The 18,852-nt window shown below is 44.2% G+C and carries 17 protein-coding genes; 8 read left to right on the forward strand and 9 right to left on the reverse strand.

Annotation, left to right across the window (positions count from 1 at the left end; all coding sequences use genetic code 11):
• The first annotated feature begins 75 nt into the window (after positions 1-75).
• From tuf to rimI, 3 genes are all read left to right on the forward strand, one after another.
• Positions 76-1,266 (forward strand): elongation factor Tu, encoded by a 1,191-nt coding sequence (gene tuf / locus WFH18_RS01945; protein ID WP_004646112.1) that lies wholly within the window; start codon positions 76-78, stop codon positions 1,264-1,266.
• 223 nt (positions 1,267-1,489) lie between these two features.
• Positions 1,490-2,371, forward strand: coding sequence for a metal-dependent hydrolase (locus WFH18_RS01950; RefSeq protein ID WP_004279245.1), 882 nt, complete (start codon positions 1,490-1,492; stop codon positions 2,369-2,371).
• A 105-nt stretch (positions 2,372-2,476) separates the two neighbouring features.
• The gene (gene rimI / locus WFH18_RS01955) at positions 2,477-2,935 is read left to right on the forward strand and encodes a ribosomal protein S18-alanine N-acetyltransferase (protein WP_004279248.1); all 459 of its coding nucleotides are present in this window, start codon (positions 2,477-2,479) and stop codon (positions 2,933-2,935) included.
• Between the two features lie 15 nt (positions 2,936-2,950).
• Here the strand turns inward: rimI and WFH18_RS01960 are convergent, their stop codons facing one another.
• The 3 genes from WFH18_RS01960 to trxB all read right to left on the reverse strand — a co-directional run bounded on the left by WFH18_RS01960 (position 2,951) and on the right by trxB (position 5,574).
• Entirely contained in the window at positions 2,951-3,766 is an 816-nt protein-coding gene (locus tag WFH18_RS01960; protein ID WP_004279249.1) for an arginyltransferase, read from the reverse strand.
• A 21-nt stretch (positions 3,767-3,787) separates the two neighbouring features.
• Positions 3,788-4,519: a leucyl/phenylalanyl-tRNA--protein transferase gene (aat, locus tag WFH18_RS01965; protein WP_004279250.1), complete on the reverse strand. Its 732-nt coding sequence runs from the start codon at positions 4,517-4,519 to the stop codon at positions 3,788-3,790.
• A gap of 92 nt (positions 4,520-4,611) precedes the next feature.
• Positions 4,612-5,574 carry a thioredoxin-disulfide reductase gene (gene trxB, locus WFH18_RS01970; protein ID WP_004279251.1) on the reverse strand — a complete coding sequence of 321 codons (963 nt, stop codon included), beginning with the start codon at positions 5,572-5,574 and terminating at the stop codon, positions 4,612-4,614.
• A 249-nt stretch (positions 5,575-5,823) separates the two neighbouring features.
• On the opposite strand from trxB, the gene WFH18_RS01975 reads away from it, so the two are divergent.
• Positions 5,824-8,880 carry a DNA translocase FtsK gene (locus tag WFH18_RS01975; RefSeq protein ID WP_004279252.1) on the forward strand — a complete coding sequence of 1,019 codons (3,057 nt, stop codon included), beginning with the start codon at positions 5,824-5,826 and terminating at the stop codon, positions 8,878-8,880.
• A gap of 61 nt (positions 8,881-8,941) precedes the next feature.
• Here WFH18_RS01975 and WFH18_RS01980 read toward each other — a convergent pair whose 3' ends face one another.
• The 6 genes from WFH18_RS01980 to WFH18_RS02005 all read right to left on the reverse strand — a co-directional run bounded on the left by WFH18_RS01980 (position 8,942) and on the right by WFH18_RS02005 (position 13,461).
• The gene (locus WFH18_RS01980) at positions 8,942-9,229 is read right to left on the reverse strand and encodes a PA4642 family protein (RefSeq protein WP_004279254.1); all 288 of its coding nucleotides are present in this window, start codon (positions 9,227-9,229) and stop codon (positions 8,942-8,944) included.
• Between the two features lie 196 nt (positions 9,230-9,425).
• Positions 9,426-9,698, reverse strand: a complete 273-nt coding sequence (gene minE, locus WFH18_RS01985; RefSeq protein ID WP_004279256.1) for a cell division topological specificity factor MinE — start codon at positions 9,696-9,698, stop codon at positions 9,426-9,428.
• A gap of 2 nt (positions 9,699-9,700) precedes the next feature.
• Positions 9,701-10,513, reverse strand: a complete 813-nt coding sequence (gene minD, locus WFH18_RS01990; protein ID WP_005096033.1) for a septum site-determining protein MinD — start codon at positions 10,511-10,513, stop codon at positions 9,701-9,703.
• 66 nt (positions 10,514-10,579) lie between these two features.
• A complete protein-coding gene (gene minC, locus WFH18_RS01995) occupies positions 10,580-11,293 on the reverse strand; it encodes a septum site-determining protein MinC (protein WP_004279260.1) in 714 nt (237 codons plus the stop codon).
• Positions 11,294-11,452: 159 nt separating this feature from the next.
• Positions 11,453-12,517, reverse strand: coding sequence for a hypothetical protein (locus tag WFH18_RS02000; protein WP_004279261.1), 1,065 nt, complete (start codon positions 12,515-12,517; stop codon positions 11,453-11,455).
• Positions 12,518-12,519: 2 nt separating this feature from the next.
• Complete coding sequence (locus WFH18_RS02005; RefSeq protein WP_213686936.1) at positions 12,520-13,461, reverse strand: acyltransferase; 942 nt, start codon at positions 13,459-13,461, stop codon at positions 12,520-12,522.
• 252 nt (positions 13,462-13,713) lie between these two features.
• Between WFH18_RS02005 and WFH18_RS02010 the strand changes: the two genes are divergently transcribed.
• From WFH18_RS02010 to WFH18_RS02025, 4 genes are all read left to right on the forward strand, one after another.
• Complete coding sequence (locus WFH18_RS02010; protein ID WP_305177232.1) at positions 13,714-14,367, forward strand: OmpA family protein; 654 nt, start codon at positions 13,714-13,716, stop codon at positions 14,365-14,367.
• Between the two features lie 137 nt (positions 14,368-14,504).
• Positions 14,505-16,544, forward strand: coding sequence for a UvrD-helicase domain-containing protein (locus WFH18_RS02015; protein ID WP_305177231.1), 2,040 nt, complete (start codon positions 14,505-14,507; stop codon positions 16,542-16,544).
• 47 nt (positions 16,545-16,591) lie between these two features.
• On the forward strand, positions 16,592-17,044 hold the full coding sequence (gene dut / locus WFH18_RS02020; protein WP_305177230.1) for a dUTP diphosphatase: 453 nt from the start codon (positions 16,592-16,594) through the stop codon (positions 17,042-17,044).
• A gap of 384 nt (positions 17,045-17,428) precedes the next feature.
• Entirely contained in the window at positions 17,429-18,847 is a 1,419-nt protein-coding gene (locus tag WFH18_RS02025) for a phosphomannomutase/phosphoglucomutase (protein ID WP_305177229.1), read from the forward strand.
• The last annotated feature ends 5 nt before the right edge of the window (positions 18,848-18,852 follow it).

Consider the following 18,852-nt stretch of genomic DNA (forward strand, 5'->3'; position numbering starts at 1 on the left):
CCCAAACTAATTCATAGTTAAAAACCAAGTGCTCATGCAGTGATCCTGCATGAGTAGTTTAAAAAGGAAGATCTCATGGCTAAGGCTAAGTTTGAACGTAATAAGCCACACGTTAACGTGGGCACAATTGGTCACGTTGACCATGGTAAAACAACTTTAACAGCTGCAATTGCAACTGTATGTGCGAAGAAATTCGGTGGCGAAGCGAAAGACTACGCTGCAATCGACTCTGCACCAGAAGAAAAAGCACGTGGTATTACAATTAATACTTCACACGTAGAATACGATTCTCCAACTCGTCACTACGCTCACGTAGACTGCCCGGGCCACGCCGATTATGTTAAAAACATGATTACTGGTGCTGCTCAGATGGACGGCGCGATCCTTGTATGTGCTGCGACTGATGGTCCTATGCCACAGACTCGTGAACACATCCTGCTTTCTCGTCAGGTAGGTGTACCTTACATCGTTGTATTCTTGAACAAATGCGACCTTGTAGACGACGAAGAGCTTCTTGAACTAGTTGAAATGGAAGTTCGTGAACTTCTTTCTACTTACGACTTCCCGGGTGATGACACTCCAGTGATCCGTGGTTCTGCTCTTCTTGCGCTTAACGGTGATGACAGCCAATACGGCGAGCCAGCTGTAGTTGCGCTTGTTGAAGCACTTGACTCTTATATCCCAGAGCCAGAACGTGCAATTGACCTTCCATTCCTTATGCCAATTGAAGACGTATTCTCAATCTCTGGTCGTGGTACAGTAGTAACTGGCCGTGTAGAGACTGGTATCGTTAAAGTAGGTGAGTCTGTAGAAATCGTTGGTATCCGTGATACTCAAACTACTACAGTAACTGGCGTAGAAATGTTCCGTAAACTTCTTGACGAAGGTCGTGCGGGCGAGAACTGTGGTGTTCTTCTTCGTGGTACTAAGCGTGAAGACGTACAACGTGGTCAAGTATTGACTAAACCAGGTGCGATCAAGCCACACACTAAATTCGATGCAGAAGTATACGTACTTTCTAAAGAAGAGGGTGGTCGTCACACTCCATTCCTTAACGGTTACCGTCCACAGTTCTACTTCCGTACTACGGACGTAACTGGTGCGATCGCGCTTAAAGAAGGCGTGGAAATGGTTATGCCTGGTGACAACGTTGAGATGTCAGTAGAGCTAATCCACCCGATCGCAATGGACCCAGGTCTACGTTTTGCGATCCGTGAAGGCGGCCGTACAGTGGGTGCTGGTGTAGTTGCTAAAGTAACTGCATAATCGCTGATTGTGTAAGAAAAGCGCCTCTTTGAGGCGCTTTTTTTTGATCTAAACTTTTATAAAACTAAAAATAAATTGTCTGACAATGATTTTAAAAGCTGTCCTTATCTGATATCGGCTTGACCTAAACTGCACTTATGTAAAAAAAATTACCACGTAATATACAGATAAGAATATGAATATTAAATTTTCGGGCCTGGATTGGCCTGATGGGAGTGGTCACATGAATGCGAAAGTAAATATTACCAATCGTGCGGGTGCAAGTTTTCCAGTTCGTCGCATGAACTTTGATTTTGATGCTGTACCGGAATATTGGATGAATGGCTCAGCAGGTCTCACTCATTTTATGACGGCATTATCTGCGCTATTTCCAGCAGGTGAAAAGTTTTTTATAGATTCAGTCCGTGCGGTGCGTAAACATCCTGCAATTGCCAATAATGAAGCATTACAAAAAGAAATTTCCGCTTTTATTGGTCAGGAAGCGATGCATACTCACGAGCATATCGGCTTTAATGCATCTGCGCAAAAACATGGGCATGATGTCGAGACGCTTGATCGTTATACCGATAAAGTCATTCAAACGACACGTAAAGTCATGGCTAAACTGGGTAAGCCTGTGGGAATTACCCAAGAAATGGTAGATTTGACTGCAACCACGGCACTTGAGCATTTCACTGCAACCATTGCCTCACAGCTTTTGACCAATAGTCACATTCAGGAATTGATGACAGATGAAACCATGAAAACCATGTGGTTATGGCACGCCATCGAGGAAAATGAACATAAGGCAGTGGCTTATGATGTCTTCGAAGGGGTTTTTGGCAAAGGATTAAAAGCCTATGCACTGCGTACTTCATCCTTGGTCATCGCAATGGCAACCTTATTTGTGGTGCAAAGCTATTTCCTTGCCCGTTTGCTCAAACAGGATCAGCAGCTCAATTTTGAGTCCTTAAAAGCCATTTATACCTATGCCTATAGTCCTTCTAAAGGTGTCATTACGGGTATGGCGAAAGAAATGCTGATGTATTTTAAACCGGGATTCCATCCGAATGATCATCATACAGATCAACTGTTGGCGACCTGGAAAGCCAAATTGGGTTTGTGACAGAACTGAAGATTGGAGAGCGACTTAAATCGCTCTTTTTTTTGCTCGATTTTTTGCATGAACTTTCTATAATGCGGAGGTTGATTCTATATAAGATGAACGAAGATGATTCGTTTAATGAAAGCAGCGGATGTAGAAGCCGTTGCAAAGATTGAGAGATCGGTTCAATCACACCCCTGGACTTTCAAACAGTTCGAAGATGCTGTAACAGCTTATCAAAGTACCGTGATTGAAGTGCAAGGGCAGGTGGCCGGATTTTGTATTTTACAACCGGTGCTAGATGAAGCCAATTTATTGCTGATGGCGATTGATCCGGCACAGCAAGGTCAGGGCTTGGGCTATCAGTTGCTGGAGGCTTCAGTGGTGATGCTAAAAAACAATCCGGTACAGATTTTCCTGGAAGTGCGCGAGAGTAATCAGGCTGCGATCAAGCTATATGAAAAATCAGGCTTTCATCAGATTGATCTGCGTAAGAACTATTATCCAAATGCCAACGGAAGCCGTGAACATGCCATCATTATGGTGAAAGCATGTACGGATGATTTTGCTAGTCTATTTAAATAATATAAACTGACGACCTTATTTAATAATCTGGTGATTCCATCCGCTGGGTAAGGTCGTCATTAATGAGTTTCCCAGGTGCTGAATCTCCGTGGCACTTAGGGCATGATTTAAGCGTCGCCATTGTCCATCGATCAAGAGTTCCAGTGGCAGATACTGAGATTTGTAATTCATTTTGCTAGAATGCGGCACCCAATATCCCAGATAGATAAATTGTAAGCCCAGCTTTTGTGCATGTTCAATCTGTTTCAAGATTGCAAAAGCACCAAGTGAGCGGCGATTTTCATCTGGGTCAAAGAAGGTATAGACGGCAGAAATGCCATCATCCAGCAAGTCACAGGTTGAAACACTGATTAGACGCTCACTTTGCCATAATTCTAGAAAGAAGCTGTCGGCACAGCTTTGTAATAAAAATTTTTCGAACTGATCCCGAGTGGGTGGGAACATGTCGCCATCTGAGTGGCGTTCATTAATATAGCGTTCATACAGCGCATAATGTAGGTCCCCGGCGTGCTCTGGACTGGTAATTTTTATCACCAGATCCTGACTACGTTTCCAGGCTTTTTTTTGTGAACTGTTCATGCGGAATTCAGCAACAGGCACACGCGAAGACAGACATTGACGACACAAATGACATTCGGGGCGATACACGAAATCACCACTGCGACGGAAACCGGTACGTGACAGTTCCGATAAAGTGACTACATCAATTCGATGTGCGGGATCCAGAAAAACCATGCGCGCCGACTTGTTGGGCAGATAGCTGCAATCATGCGGCGGCGTAATATAATACTGTAAATCGTTCAGTAGGGCCTTTGGCTGATAAGAGTTCATAACAACTACCCTCTGTTATTTTCATTCACTTAAGCGCGCGTTTTGCGCTATTGTTTTACTTGAAAATACACCTTCCTGATACTTTTTCCAATCAATCGCAGGCTTTTTTACAATATCTTGTAAAGAATTAAGATAGGCTTGGCGAGAAAGTGTGCAGGCACCTAGGCTTAAAAGATGATCGTTGACCAGTTGGCAGTCGATCCAGGGTAGTTTATTTTCCTGTCCAATCAGCATTAAAGTATAGAAAGCCATTTTAGAAACATCGGTTTGCGTACTAAACATGGATTCACCAAAACAGCCTTGACCGATGGTCACACCATAAAGTCCCCCCACGACGCGATCTTCATCCCAGACCTCAATGCTGTAGCCATATCCTGCGTCGAACATGTCGCAATAGCCTGCGATAATATCTTCACTGATCCAGGTATCGTTTGCATAAGCACGAGGCAATGAACAGGAACGAATCACTCTTTCAAAAGCATGATTGACCGTAATTTTATAGTCCTGCTTTTTCATATTGCGTAGCAGGGATTTGCTTGGGTGATAATCTTCGGGGCGAATAATGCAGCGCGGTTCCGGACTCCACCAGCAAATCGGATCACCTTCTGAAAACCAAGGAAATAATCCATGTGTATAGGCTTCATAAAGTGTAGAAGGGGAGAGGTCGGCACCAATACAAATCAGTCCTTCACCTTCAGGATCAACCTCGACCGGATTGGGGAAAATGAATTCTGAGCGAGGAAGTAAAGACATAGCAGACCCGACATAAATCTATAGATAAATCATCATCTCATTCTAGCAATAAAAAAGCCGCCTATAATGGACGGCTTTTTTATTCTTGCTGCTTAGTCTAGTTTGCCCATCGCATCAAGATATTTTTCTGCATCAAGCGCAGCCATACAGCCTGAACCCGCAGAAGTAATGGCTTGACGATAAATGCTGTCCGCAATATCACCGGCTGCAAATACACCCGGTACAGAAGTTTGAGTTGCATTACCTGCAGTACCGCTTTGCACCTGGATATAACCATCACGAAGCTCTAACTGACCTTCAAACATGCTGCTATTTGGCTTATGACCAATCGCCACGAACATACCCGTCACATCAATGTTTTGAGTAGAATCATCTTGAGTTGATTTAATACGAACTGAGGTCACTCCAGATTGTGCATCACCTAATACTTCATCAACTTGATGATTCCAGATAATACTGATCTTGCCTTCTTTTTCTTTGGCAAATAAATGATCTTGTAGGATTTTTTCAGAGCGTAATGAATCACGACGGTGAACCAGAGTCACGTGAGACGCAATATTGGATAAGTACAATGCTTCTTCAACAGCGGTATTACCGCCCCCTACAACCATCACTTTCTGGTTTTTATAGAAGAAACCATCACAGGTTGCGCAAGCACTGACACCTTGACCCATATAGGCTGCTTCAGATTCCAGACCGAGGTATTGGGCAGTTGCACCGGTACAGATGATCAGAGCATCACAGGTGAATTCTTCCATATCGCCTTTTAACACGAAGGGGCGCTGGCTAAGATCCACTTCATTGATATGGTCATACACGATTTCAGTGCCAAAACGCTCTGCATGTGCCTGCATACGTTCCATCAATGCTGGACCAGTCAAACCTTCGGGATCACCCGGCCAGTTATCGACGTCAGTCGTCGTGGTCAGCTGACCGCCCAGTTGCAAGCCTGCAATCAGGGTAGGTTTCAAGTTTGCACGCGCTGCATACACTGCTGCGCTATAGCCTGCAGGGCCAGAACCTAAAATAATCAGTCGTGAGTGACGTGCGCTCATCAGCTGTATCCTTTTTTATTTAGAAATTTATTGAATTATACGTGAAACTGTATAACAGTGGTGTGAGATTAAAGTCGATATTATTGATCATTGAAATCGATTTGGGCTATATAGCATAAGTAACATTGTGCTTGCACAATAGTGCATCTTTTTTCACAGAACAGGTGCATAATATGCATTTTATTGCGTCGCTTTTTTCAAGCATTGAAGCAAAAGAATATTCATGAAGAATTGGTTACAGGACAGTATATGACAGCGGTGTCGAGTGCCTATGCACAGCGCTTAGTAATGACATTATTTTTAGTCTCATTTGGGATTTATCTGTTTCTTGCAACAGTGACCTATACGCCATTTGATCCGGGGTGGATGCATATCTCCAGTGATACGCAGACCGTTTCGAATGCCAGTGGGGTAGCGGGTGCCTGGATTGCAGACCTTTTGTTTGGCTTCCTTGGTTGGGCAAGTCTGCTGATCCCTGTCTATCTGTTTATGGAAGCAATTCAGGTCTGGTGGCCGCGTAGCTTCCTGAACCGGCCATTTCGCTATGCTGCGCAATTCTTCCTGTTGCTGACCACCTCAGCGCTGTTGTTTTTATTTTGGCAAGTCCCTGCTGATACGCTGGATAATTCTTCCGGCGGTATTATTGGCTATGAATTAGGCCAGAGTCTGGAACAACTGCTGACAGTATACGGTGCAGCATTCTTCCTGCTGGTGCTTTGGGTGGTGCTATTTACCTTGGCGTTTGGGGTGAAATGGAACAAGACCTGGAGCAGCCTCAAAGCAACCCCTGCTTATTTACAAGACCTATTCTACCGCAATGTGCCTGAAGGCATGTCTGATTTTGACCGGACTGCACCTGTCGCCAAAAAAGAGCCAGTCATTAGTGCAAAAAAAGTAGCGGTTGCAGTAACACCTGCGCCTGAGCATCAACTGGTAGAAATAGATCCGGTGGTGCGCGATCAGGTGGCTGAACGCTTATTTGATGATTTTGCCGATAAAGAATCACAACAACCGCAGTTTTATGAGGATATTCCTGAGGCTGAGCAGCAGGCTCCTGAGCCAGTCGAGACATTTAAGCAAGTACAGCAAGTGCCTCAACAGCCGGATCGTGTGGTAGCCACAGGCGAGGTATGGCGTGCCTTACATTCAAATGAAGATCAGCGGCATAAACAGGATATTGATGCCTTACTCAAAGCAGCCGAAGAAGAACAGCTTAATTCTCCAGTCTCACATATAGCCGCTCCTCAACCTGTTTCAGCACAGACTCATGCTCACACCAGAACCGCATCGGCTTCACATACAGGCTTGGATTGGGATGATGATGAAATCTTTGATGAACTTCTGGCTGCAGTTCCGCAAGGCAAAACTGCGACAGATGTGCATAGCCCATTCAATACCGCGCCGCCTGAAAAAACGTCAAGAATTGTAGAAGACATGACCAATGTTGCACCTGTCATGGCATCTATGACAACGGCACATGTCGTGAAAAATAGCGCATTACAGGCCGATCTGGATGACCTGGGTGATTTGCTGATTGAAGAAGAGCCAAGCCAGCCGGTACGCAGCTCTAGCTATGCCCAGTCTTCTGCTTTTGTTCAGGCCCCGATTCAGCATCAGGGTATAGAGCGACCAGCATCTCCTCCTTCTGCAACTCATGCAGCAGTACGCGAGGCTTTATCTAAAGAAGAATTTGTAGAAGCTTGGCAAGAAACGGCTGGTAAACCACATGATGAAGACGAGTTTGATTTTGATGCACCTTTAACCGATGCTTCAGGCCGTCCGATGTCACGTGCCATGCAGGTGGCAGAGCGCCGTAAAGATTTATCGCCGCTTCCAGGCCTGGATTTACTGGATGAGGTCGATCCTAATAAAAAAGTGAATTTTACCGAAGAGCAGCTGGCACGTTTATCTGAGCTGCTTGAAATCAAGTTGCAGGAATTCAACGTCAAAGCCAAGGTGGTAGAAGCACAGCCAGGCCCAGTCGTGACACGTTTTGAACTGGATCTGGCGCCAGGGGTAAAAGCCTCTAAAGTGACGAATATTTCGCGTGATCTGGCACGTTCGATGTCGATGGCATCGGTTCGTGTGGTTGAAGTCATTCCAGGCAAGCCGTATATCGGAATTGAAGTACCAAACAGTACCCGTGAAATGGTCCGTTTAATCGAACTTTTGACCATTCCCGCCTTTACTGATCCGAATAGTATTCTCTCTATGGCAATGGGTAAGGATATTTCCGGTAATCCGGTAATTGCTGATCTGGGTAAAGCGCCGCATATGCTGGTGGCAGGGACCACGGGTTCCGGTAAATCGGTGGCGGTCAACTCGATGATTCTATCGATGTTGCTGAAATATACCCCAGATGAATTGCGTCTTATTCTGATCGATCCAAAGCAGCTGGAACTGGCGAACTATAATGATATTCCGCATTTGTTGACGCCTGTAGTCACCGATATGAAAGATGCGGTCAGCGCATTGAACTGGTGTGTCAATGAGATGGAACGTCGTTATAAGCTGATGTCTTTCTTGAAAATCCGTAAACTAAGCGACTATAACCGCAAGGTGGAAGAGGCGATTGCCAATGGTGAAGACCTGATCGATCCAACCTGGAAAGCCAGCGATTCTGTTGTGGGTGAACGTGCGCCGCGTTTGACGCCATTGCCTTCCATTGTGATTGTCGCGGATGAGTTCGCGGATATGATCATGCAGGTCGGTAAGAAAGCTGAAGAGATGATTACCCGTCTGGCACAAAAATCACGTGCTGCCGGTATTCACCTGTTGCTTGCGACCCAACGTCCATCGGTGGACGTGATCACCGGTTTGATCAAAGCCAATATTCCAACACGTGTCGCGCTACGGGTTAACTCCAAGATCGACTCGCGTACTATTCTGGATGCGGGTGGTGCAGAGGACTTGCTCGGTCACGGTGACATGCTATTCCTCGGCCCGGGTAAAATCGAACCTGAGCGTGTACATGGTGCCTTTATTGCCGATGACGAAGTCAACCGGATCTGCGATGCATGGCGTGAACGTGGTTCACCAAATTATGTCGACGAGATCCTGACACCATTTGATGAAGAACCATCCAGCCGTGGTTTTGAAGATGGTGGTGAGGGCAGTTCAGACCGTGATGCACTGTATGACCAGTGTGTAGCTTTTGTTTTGGAAACCCGTAAGGCTTCTACTTCATCCTTGCAACGTAAATTCAGTCTGGGCTATAACCGTGCTGCACGGATCATTGACCAGATGGAAGAAAACGGCATTGTCAGCGGTATGGGTGCCAATGGTAAACGCGAGATTCTGGTTTAATTTCAGTCTACCTACAATAAAAAAGCCTGCTTTCAAAGCAGGCTTTTTTATGTATTTTGACTCAGGCAAATTTTGCCAATACATCCAGAAACTCGGCACTTTGACGCGGGAAAGTGGCAATCACGTCATGAATCCGTTGTCCTTCCGGATTGGTTGCATTGACATCACGGCCATCAGCGACAAATTTCGTCAACAGGCGTTCATAATCAAATGGACGCATATGCTTGAAAGCATGATAGAGCACGTGAAAATCAGCATTAACACCTGCAGGAGGAAGCTGATTCAAGTAGGCAAATACACGCTCATCTGACCATTCTTCGTTAAAGGTCGCTGGTTGAGATAATGCCATCGCAATTTCCTTGATCTAATGTAGTTTTTTCGGCATGAAAAAAGGCAAAATATGAGACTAGATTAGCAAAGCACTGCTTTGCCTAGTCGCAAGACTTGAAGCTATGCTTCAAGTGGGCGGAATATAGCTAAACTACTATTTCTACCACTCTCATATTTTGCCTTGAATCAATTTACTTGACCAATCAAAAATCAGATTATCGTTCTTCAGGTAAATTGATATTCATTTCAAGCATTTCAATATTGGCTTCAGAACGGACCTGCATTTGAATATGCTGTTCATCGACACCGCGAACATAACGATTGACCACTTGCATGATTTCAGTCTTCATCTGGTCAATTTTGTCCTGGCTCAAGCGACGACCCAAGCCTTGTTCGGATGCAACGATCACCTTCAAACGGTCTTTAGCAGTCCGTGCGCTTGATGGTTTATCCTCGCCACTAAAAAGTTTACTCCAGAATCCTGCCATGTCTACGCTCCAAATAGTCGTGCTAACCAGCCCTTAGGTTTTACCTCGATATGACGGTAAGGACGCTCTTCGCCAAGGAAACGCGCAACCAGGTCATCATAGGCCTGACCTGCTGCAGCTTCAGTGAAAAGAATCACTGGCTTACCTTCGTTTGATGCTTGTAAAACGCTTGGACACTCAGGAATAACACCTAGGGTCGGTACACGTAAAATATCCTTAGAAATATCGTCAATCGTCAGCATTTCCTGTTTATCGGCACGTTCCGGATTGAAACGGGTAATACACAGATGCTTACGAATGCGACCTTCGTTTTGTTCTACTTTTTTAGTTTTACTGTCGAGCATACCAATGATACGGTCAGAGTCACGTACTGAAGAAATCTCAGGGTTGGTCACAATGATGGCTTCATCCGCATGATACATGGCCAAAATAGCACCACGCTCAATACCGGCAGGCGAATCACAGATAATATAATCAAATTCCTGCGAAAGCTCATCCATTACACGAGCAACACCTTCATCGGTTAAGGCATCTTTATCACGTGTTTGTGATGCAGGTAAAATATATAAATTTTCAATATCTTTATCGCGAATCAGTGCTTGTTGTAATCGTGCTTCGTTATTTAAAACATTCACAAAATCATAAACTACACGGCGTTCACAGCCCATAATCAAATCAAGGTTACGTAAACCTACATCAAAATCAATAACAACAGTTTTGTGACCGCGTAGGGCTAAACCTGTTGCAAAAGATGCACTTGTTGTAGTTTTACCTACACCACCTTTGCCTGACGTTACGACAACAATTTTCGCCACCGAATCCACTCCTGTTATGGTTCAAATCCCCTGTTTAAAATGGGGTTTTTGGTGTTTATTTATACATTAAAATTGTAGAGCTTCAAATACAAGCTCTAGTTGATCATTCAAGTAAATATGCACAGACTTTTTAACTACATGCGGTGGAATGTCATCCGCCACACAATAGGTTCCTGCAATTGAAATCAGTTCAGCTTCGAGGCTATGACAGAAAATGCGTGCTGCAGTATTACCACCCGCGCCCGCAATGACACGGCCACGTGCGCTGCCATAGACATGAATATTGCCCGAAGCAATCACTTCTGAACCACTGTTGATGCCGGCATTAATAATAATGTCGCCATTATGCTGCACGATACATTGGCCGGTACGCAGGATTTCATCATGATATGAGGTGATATGCGCGACGATCGGGGCAGCAGGGGCTTGATCATCACTCACCGCAGTAGGTTCTGGTTTAACTTCCACGACCTGTTCTTTGGTGGCTTTAACTTCTTCTAACTGGCGATCAGGTGGCAGTACCGGGAACTGAATAGCGCGCGCCTGATCTCCAAGTAAGCCTTCAGTAACAGCCATGGGCTGTACATCCAGACTGATTAATAGTTGAATCAGCGCAATGAGTTCCTGTTCAACTGAACTTTCAATGACTGCCAAAGTGCCGGGTGGAAATGCTGCTTGTAATTTTGGGCTAAGTTGCTGGCGGATGGCATCATGATCATTGGTATCTAAGCTAATGCGTATCGCATTGACCATTCTGCCTTTTATCCGTATATCAGCCATAATTCTTCCTTAAATACTTCTGACGTGCTGGTTTTGTGTCGAAGCAATGTTGTAAATAGTGCAAATCCTAGAACAAATTGCAGTAATTCTCTAGCGATCTCAGTTATTTTTTTATGCGAACAGGACCGGACGGATTAGTCTGATTCTGTACTTTAAACTTTACTTATCTATTGAGCTCTGATTTTGCTCATGTTCTTCTAAAATCTGTTGCCATTGTTTGACTTTTACCTGTTTTCGGATTGCTTCAAGTGTTTCAAAAACAGCCGATTCGACCAATTTATCAATATGTGGATTATGTTCAATCTGAATCTGGCTGATTTTATCTGAAATTAGGGTAAAAGTCGGATTTTCTTTTTGACCTGTGTGGGTAAATGGTTCAATCAGTCCTTGCGTGATATTTTCCCCCAAGCGTTGACCAATACTTTGAATTTGCTGTTCAATCCGGCTGCCCACAATTGGAATCAAACGTAATAATTGGGTCAATTCAGGAGTGTCTTCAATCGCCTGATTCACTACTTGCCCTACATTTTTAGCGATCATGGAACGTTGTGACTGTAATTCCTTGCCTAAAGATTCCTGCAAGATATCTGCCAAAGCAATGGCCAGTAATTTACGATGATGTTCCACCAGATCATCAATTAACTGTTTATGTGATGTGCTTGTGGTCAGTTCACGCTTGATGCCGTCCAGTACGGTCAGGACCACCCGGCTGGAAAGCTCTTCCATCAGCATGTTGTAATAAAAGTTGCCTTGGCGATACCAGCGATTGGGAATTACTTTATAACCATGGCTATGCAGGTTGTAGCCAATCGCGACCGCACGCAGCAGGCGCAGGAAACGTAGCTGAGGGATAATGGATAAAATTTCATACCAGTGTACAAAAGGGAAAAACCACCAGCGCCGATGATGACGTAGAACAATTGCGATAACCCAGCGTGCCAGTAATTCACAGACCAAGAAAGTGGTAAACCAGCCCTCGGTAATGATGACCCAAGGGCGTAAATCACTTTTATAAAACTGCAAAATTTCCGGTAAGCGAATGAAGTCAAACAACCACTGACCAAAATCGCTCATTAAAATGGCGTTGGCACTCAGACAGAACAGATTGATGATGATTAAAACCATCATGAAAATGTCGTAAATCAGTGCAATTTTCCAGCCCCAGGTTCCTTTACGAACAAATTTAAAGGAGCTGGACGTTATGTCCGGGTTGTCGTTCTTCATAATTACTCGGTTACAGATCCGACTGGGGCTTGGGTAAAGTTCTGCTGCATGTGTGCGATGAGCTGATCTTTTTCAGTCCAGATCTGATCAATCCATTTTTGAAAACGTGCACGATATTCAGCATCATCTTCATAATTGCCGCCCAGTACCCAATCAGGAATATCAATTTTTCTTAAATTTACCGCAATACGTGGTACTTCACCTAACCAAAATTCACCATAGCCCGGAATACCGTCAGGATAAACAATGGTCATGTCGACCAGCGCATCAATTTTATCGCCGAGAATACTGAGCGCCAATGCCAGACCACCGGCTTTAGGTTTCAGTAAATGTGTGTAGGAAGACTGCTGCTGATCATGCTTTTCCTGGGTAAAACGCGTGCCTTCCAGATAATTTAACAGGGTAAAAGGCTGACTGATCAGCTGTTCACAGGATTTACGTGCTTCTTCCATATCCCGATATTTCAACGCAGGGTTTTTGGCAATCTGTTCCTTGCTATGCCGTTTCATCATCGGGAAGCCTAAGATTTTAAAAGCCTGACCGACAAAAGGAATAAAAATAAGTTCCCATTTAGTAAAGAAGCGCGTCAGGGGCATACGGGTCAGACCGAAGTACTGATTGACAGTAGTATCGACCCAGCTTTGATGATTACAGGTCATCAAATAACGTCCCTGCATATTCAAATCCAGTGATTCATCTACACTGATTTGCCATTGCGTGTTTTTCAGCACATGCTCAATCAGCCAATTATTGACCCCTAACCAGCTGTTGGTAATCTTGATATTGGTTTCATCCACTTTTGCGGATTTTTTAAAAAGTTTGGTTAAACCCAAGGCCAGCACCGGGGGACCATGAAAAAAAGTACTGCCCGTCATGACGGATGTGACCGTCAGGCCACGCGCCAGTTTTTTTAAAGTCGGTTGCTTGTTGCTATTCGATGACATATCCAAACAGTCCCCAGAGATTAATCACTTAAATTTTTTCATATTTTGAGTAATATAGAGACAGTTAGGCAAATAAAAAAGCCTAAACAGGAAACTATGAAGATATTGTGACGAACTACTTGGTTTTAGTTACATATAAACATTACAAAATATTACTAAACGATTTATTATTAACAAAAATTCAATGGTTAGCCCATTCAATTTAAATCATTATCTCGCTTAACAACAAAGCATACAACAAGGAGTCATGCGATGCGTGCACTAGTCATTTCAGCAGCTGTAGCAGGGGCCGTAGCACTTACAGGTTGTCAATCAACTGGTAATAACATCGGTGGTGTGGAATATGATAAAGCTGCTCTAGGTACTTTAATTGGTTCTGCAGCAGGTTACGGTGTTTCTAAAGGCAATGCGAATACCAGCCGTCAAAATAACCGTGCAGCAGCGATTGGTGCTGTGGTAGGTGGTGCAGCGGGTGTGTATCTTGATAACAAAGAGAAAAAATTACGTCAAGCAACAGCAGGTACTGGCGTAGACGTTAACCGTAATGCAGATGGTTCGATTAACCTTGTGATGCCGGGCAGCATTACATTTGATACCAACAAATCAAATATCAAACCAAACTTCTATGGCACTTTGAACAAAGTGGCGCAAGTATTAACCGAAGATAACAAGAGCGGTATTCTTGTAACTGGTTATACAGACAGCACGGGTAATGACTCAATTAACTTGCCATTGTCTCAAGCACGCGCAAACTCTGTAGCGACTTACTTGGCAGGCCAAGGTGTTTCACGTACACGTATTAATGCTCAAGGTTTAGGTTCAGCGAACCCAATCGCAGACAACACAACTGCTGCGGGTAAAGAACAAAACCGTCGTGTAGAAATCGCGGTATATGCAGTTCAATAATTCTTGAACGCTTAAGAAAAAACCACCTTCGGGTGGTTTTTTTATATCTGAATATTGACCTGATTAATCGTATTTTAAATTAGGCAACTGACGCAGAGATGACTATAATCGGAGCCGAATCTAGAAGAGGAAGCCATATGTCACTCGCCAGTCAGTTAAATGACAAGCAACTTGAAGCCATGAAATACACTCAAGGACCCTTGTTAGTACTTGCAGGAGCGGGTTCAGGCAAGACTTCAGTGATCACGCGAAAAATCGCGTATTTAGTCAAGCATTGCGGGATTCCCGCACATCGTATTACTGCGATGACTTTTACCAACAAGGCAGCACGTGAGATGAAAGAGCGTGTCAGCAAATTGTTGACGCGTGAAGAAAGTAAAGGCGTTTCAGTTTCGACCTTCCATACTTTTGGCCTGAATATGCTGCGTTTGGAGTTGAAACATACCCCACTGAAAAATAATTTCTCGATTCTGGATGCTGACGACTGTAAGCGCATTCTGATGGATTTGATGCAGCGTGACAATTTATCTGGTGCAGAAAGCAAAGAACTGGTTGCCAAAGCTATGAAAATGATCTCGGACTGGAAAAATGATCTGATTCCGCCCGAGCAGGCCCATACCACCTGTGAAACTGCCGAAGATGTGCAGTTTGCGCATCTATATCAGCTTTATGAACGTAATTTGCGCGCCTATAATGCCGTGGATTTTGATGATCTGATTGTGATGCCAACGCGCTTGCTGCAGGAAAATGCAGAAGTCCGTGACAAATGGCAAAATCGTGTGCGTTATCTGCTGGTCGATGAATATCAGGATACCAATACGGCGCAGTATATTCTGGTGAAATTACTGGTCGGTGTGATGGGACAATTCACTGCGGTAGGCGATGATGACCAGTCGATTTATGCCTGGCGTGGTGCTAAACCGGAAAATATGGCTTTGTTGCAGCAGGATTTTCCTAATCTGAAAGTGATCAAGCTAGAACAGAACTATCGTTCGACCAGTCGTATTCTTAAAGCAGCCAACACCGTGATTGGCAATAATCCGCATATTTTTGATAAAAAGCTCTGGTCAGACAAAGGCCATGGTGAAGTGATCCGTGTGATTACCTGCCGAAATGATGATGATGAAGCAGAGCGCGTGGTTAAAGACCTGATCACGCATAAGCTGATGAATGGTAAAAGCTGGAAAGATTATGCGGTGTTGTACCGTGGCAATTTCCAGGCGCGTATTTTAGAAACCCATCTACGTCAGATGCAGATTCCGTATAAATTATCTGGCGGACAGTCCTTCTTCGCGCGTGCCGAAATCAAGGACATGATGAGTTATTTACGTCTGATCATTAACCCTGAAGATGACAGTGCATTCCTGCGAATTATCAATACGCCAAAACGGGCGATTGGTCCGGTAACGCTGGAAAAGCTCGGCTTATTTGCTCAGGAAAATAATCTGTCGCTTCTGGCTGCGGCAGCGGATCAGCGCCTGACCATGGCGATTCCGAAAAAGGCCACGACCCAATTGGCCGAGTTTGCCGATTTTATTGAGGGCTTTACCCGCAATTTACTGGATGATGATGAACCAGTGCCGATCATCCGCCAGATGATGATTGAAGCCGGTTATATCGATTACATCAAGGAAACTGCAGCCACGCCAGCGCAGGAAAAAACCAAGCTCGACAATATCGAAGTGCTCTACAGCAGCATTCAAAGCCTGATTAACCGCGCTGAGGATGTTGATGAAAAGAATATTGAAAGTGTAATTCGTAAAATGGTGCTGCTGGATATGCTGGAGCAGCAACAAGAAGAAGAAGACACCGATAAAGTCAACTTACTGACTTTACATGCATCCAAAGGTCTTGAGTTTCCTTATGTGTATCTGATTGGGCTGGAAGAAGAAATTCTGCCGCATAAAAACTCGATCGCTGCGGAAACCGTCGAAGAAGAACGCCGTCTGATGTATGTGGGGATTACTCGTGCACGTCAGGGCTTGACCATTACTTTGGCAGAACAACGCAAGGCGGGCGGGCAGATGAAGCAAATGACCCCAAGCCGTTTCCTGGATGAATTACCAGAAGATGAGCTGGAATGGTTAGGTCGTAAGAAAAAGCTGGCAGGCAACATCGATCCGAAATTACAAGCCCAACATTATCTTGATAATTTGCGTAATCTTATCAAACGATAAGAAACAAGGCTTGCTCTTATTTTAAATGAAACAACAGGAATGAATACATGAAAGTTCAGGTGAAAGTCCTTGACTCACGTCTCGGTCAGGAATGGCCATTACCGACTTATGCTACGACAGGTTCAGCGGGGCTGGATTTGCGTGCGTGTGTTACAGAAACTACGATCATTGAACCAGGCCAAACGGTTTTGGTAAAAACTGGTTTAGCAATCTATATTGAAGATCCTGCATTTGCTGGTCTGATCTTGCCACGTTCGGGTTTAGGCCATAAACATGGGATCGTGTTGGGTAACCTGGTAGGCTTAATCGATTCTGATTATCAGGGTGAATTGATGGTATCCGTTTGGAACCGTAGCCAGACGGCATTCAGCTTAGAGCCAGGTGAGCGTTTGGCGCAGTATGTCTTGGTTCCTGTGGTGCAGGCTGAATTTGATCAAGTGAATGAATTCGAAGCGACTGAACGCGGTGCTGGCGGTTTTGGTCATACGGGTAAAAACTAAGTTTTAATCGTGGCCTACATTCATTAACTGGATGTAAGCCATTTTTAGTTGATTAGATTAAATATTAAAAGAATGAGTGGGTTGAAATATATTTAAAAATAAAACCTTATTTTCTAGCCAAGTAGAGTTATTTAAATCTAAAATTTATGTAGTTATCAAATATCTAATCAGATGAAACTCAAAATAAATATAATTAAATAATCATTGTTTAATTACAAGAACTCTATAATTCTAAAGTTGTAGATTATATTTTTATAATTGATTGTTACATTGAAATCGTTTAAAAATAGCGGGTCTTAAAACAAAAACAAATGTTTAAAGTCATTATGATGAAATCATCATTTTAAATCTCTTTATTTTAACGAATAGTGAAAAGACAGTTTTATGGGATCTATGAATCATCCATTCCCCATGCATATCTTTCGTGCCTATGACATACGCGGTAAAGTCAGTCTATTAGGTGCCGGGATCATTGATGCAATTGCCCACGGTTTAGCCCAGCAGTATCAGGCTGCGGGACAGACACGTGTCGCCATTGGTTATGATGCACGCATCAGTAGCCCGGCTTTTGCCGATACCATTGCCCGTATTTTTGAAGACTATTCGCTGGAAGCCACTATTGTAGGCTGCTGTTCCAGCCCAATGCTATATTTCACCGCACGTCAGTTTGATGGCAATGGCATTATGGTCACCGCCAGTCATAATCCTAAAGAAGATAATGGGATTAAATGGATTATTGATGGTGAACCACCTTGTCCTGAGATGATTCAACAGGTGGCCCAACTGGCAAAGTCGCATTGCGATAGCCAGCTCCTTGGTTTAACTGAACTGCCACATCAGATTATTCCAGAGTTTTGCCTGCAGTATCAGCAGGGAATATTAGAAGATATTCAATTAAAGCGCTCATTTAAAGTGATTCTGGATGGTCTGCATGGCTCAGCCGGACGTTGTGCCGACCTGGTACTCAGAAAAATGGGCTGTGAAGTGACTGCTTTACGTTGTGAGGCCAATGGACATTTTCCGGATCATGCGCCGGATCCTTCGCAAGACAAACATCTTGAGACTTTACGTCAAACCGTCATAGAGCAGCAGGCTGATCTCGGTATTGCCCTGGACGGTGATGGCGATCGCCTGGTTCTGGTTGATGAACAGGGTCAGATTATCACAGCCGATCAGTTATTATGTCTGTTTGCCGAAATTTGCCTAAGCGATTCAGCACCACGCCAATTTGTTTATGATGTGAAATGTTCAACTCTGGTTCGCGATACAGTGCAACGTCTGGGCGGGGAACCGGTGATGATTCGTACCGGCAGTTCATTTCTCAGAACTTATCTGAACCACTCTCAGCATCAGGCGATTTTTGGTGGGGAATATGCCGGACATTATGTCTTTAATGATGGTCGCGGCTGGGGCTATGATGATGGCCTCTATGCAGCGCTCAGAGTCATGGAATATCTCGACCAAACGGGGCAAACTCTCGCGCAGGCCTTGGCGGCTTATCCAAAACGACATGGTACTGAAGATCTTTATATTTCAACGCGTCAAGTACGTCCTGTTGAGCTTTTAAACTTCGTTGAACAACAATCCGCAAGAATTAATGCGCAAATCAGTAAAATTGATGGGATACGTCTTGATTTTGAGGATGGTTTTGGCATCATTCGAGCATCCAATACAGGTGAGTATTTCACAGTGCGCTTTGATGCCAATAATGCCCAAGGTCTAAATGAAATTCGTCATCTGTTTGTAGCCATGTTGCGTGACCGTTATCCAGAGATCGCTCAAGACATTTTAGATGCTCAATAAGGAGA

The sequence above is a fragment of the Acinetobacter sp. USHLN143 genome (assembly GCF_037145695.1).
Lineage (GTDB): Bacteria > Pseudomonadota > Gammaproteobacteria > Pseudomonadales > Moraxellaceae > Acinetobacter > Acinetobacter fasciculus.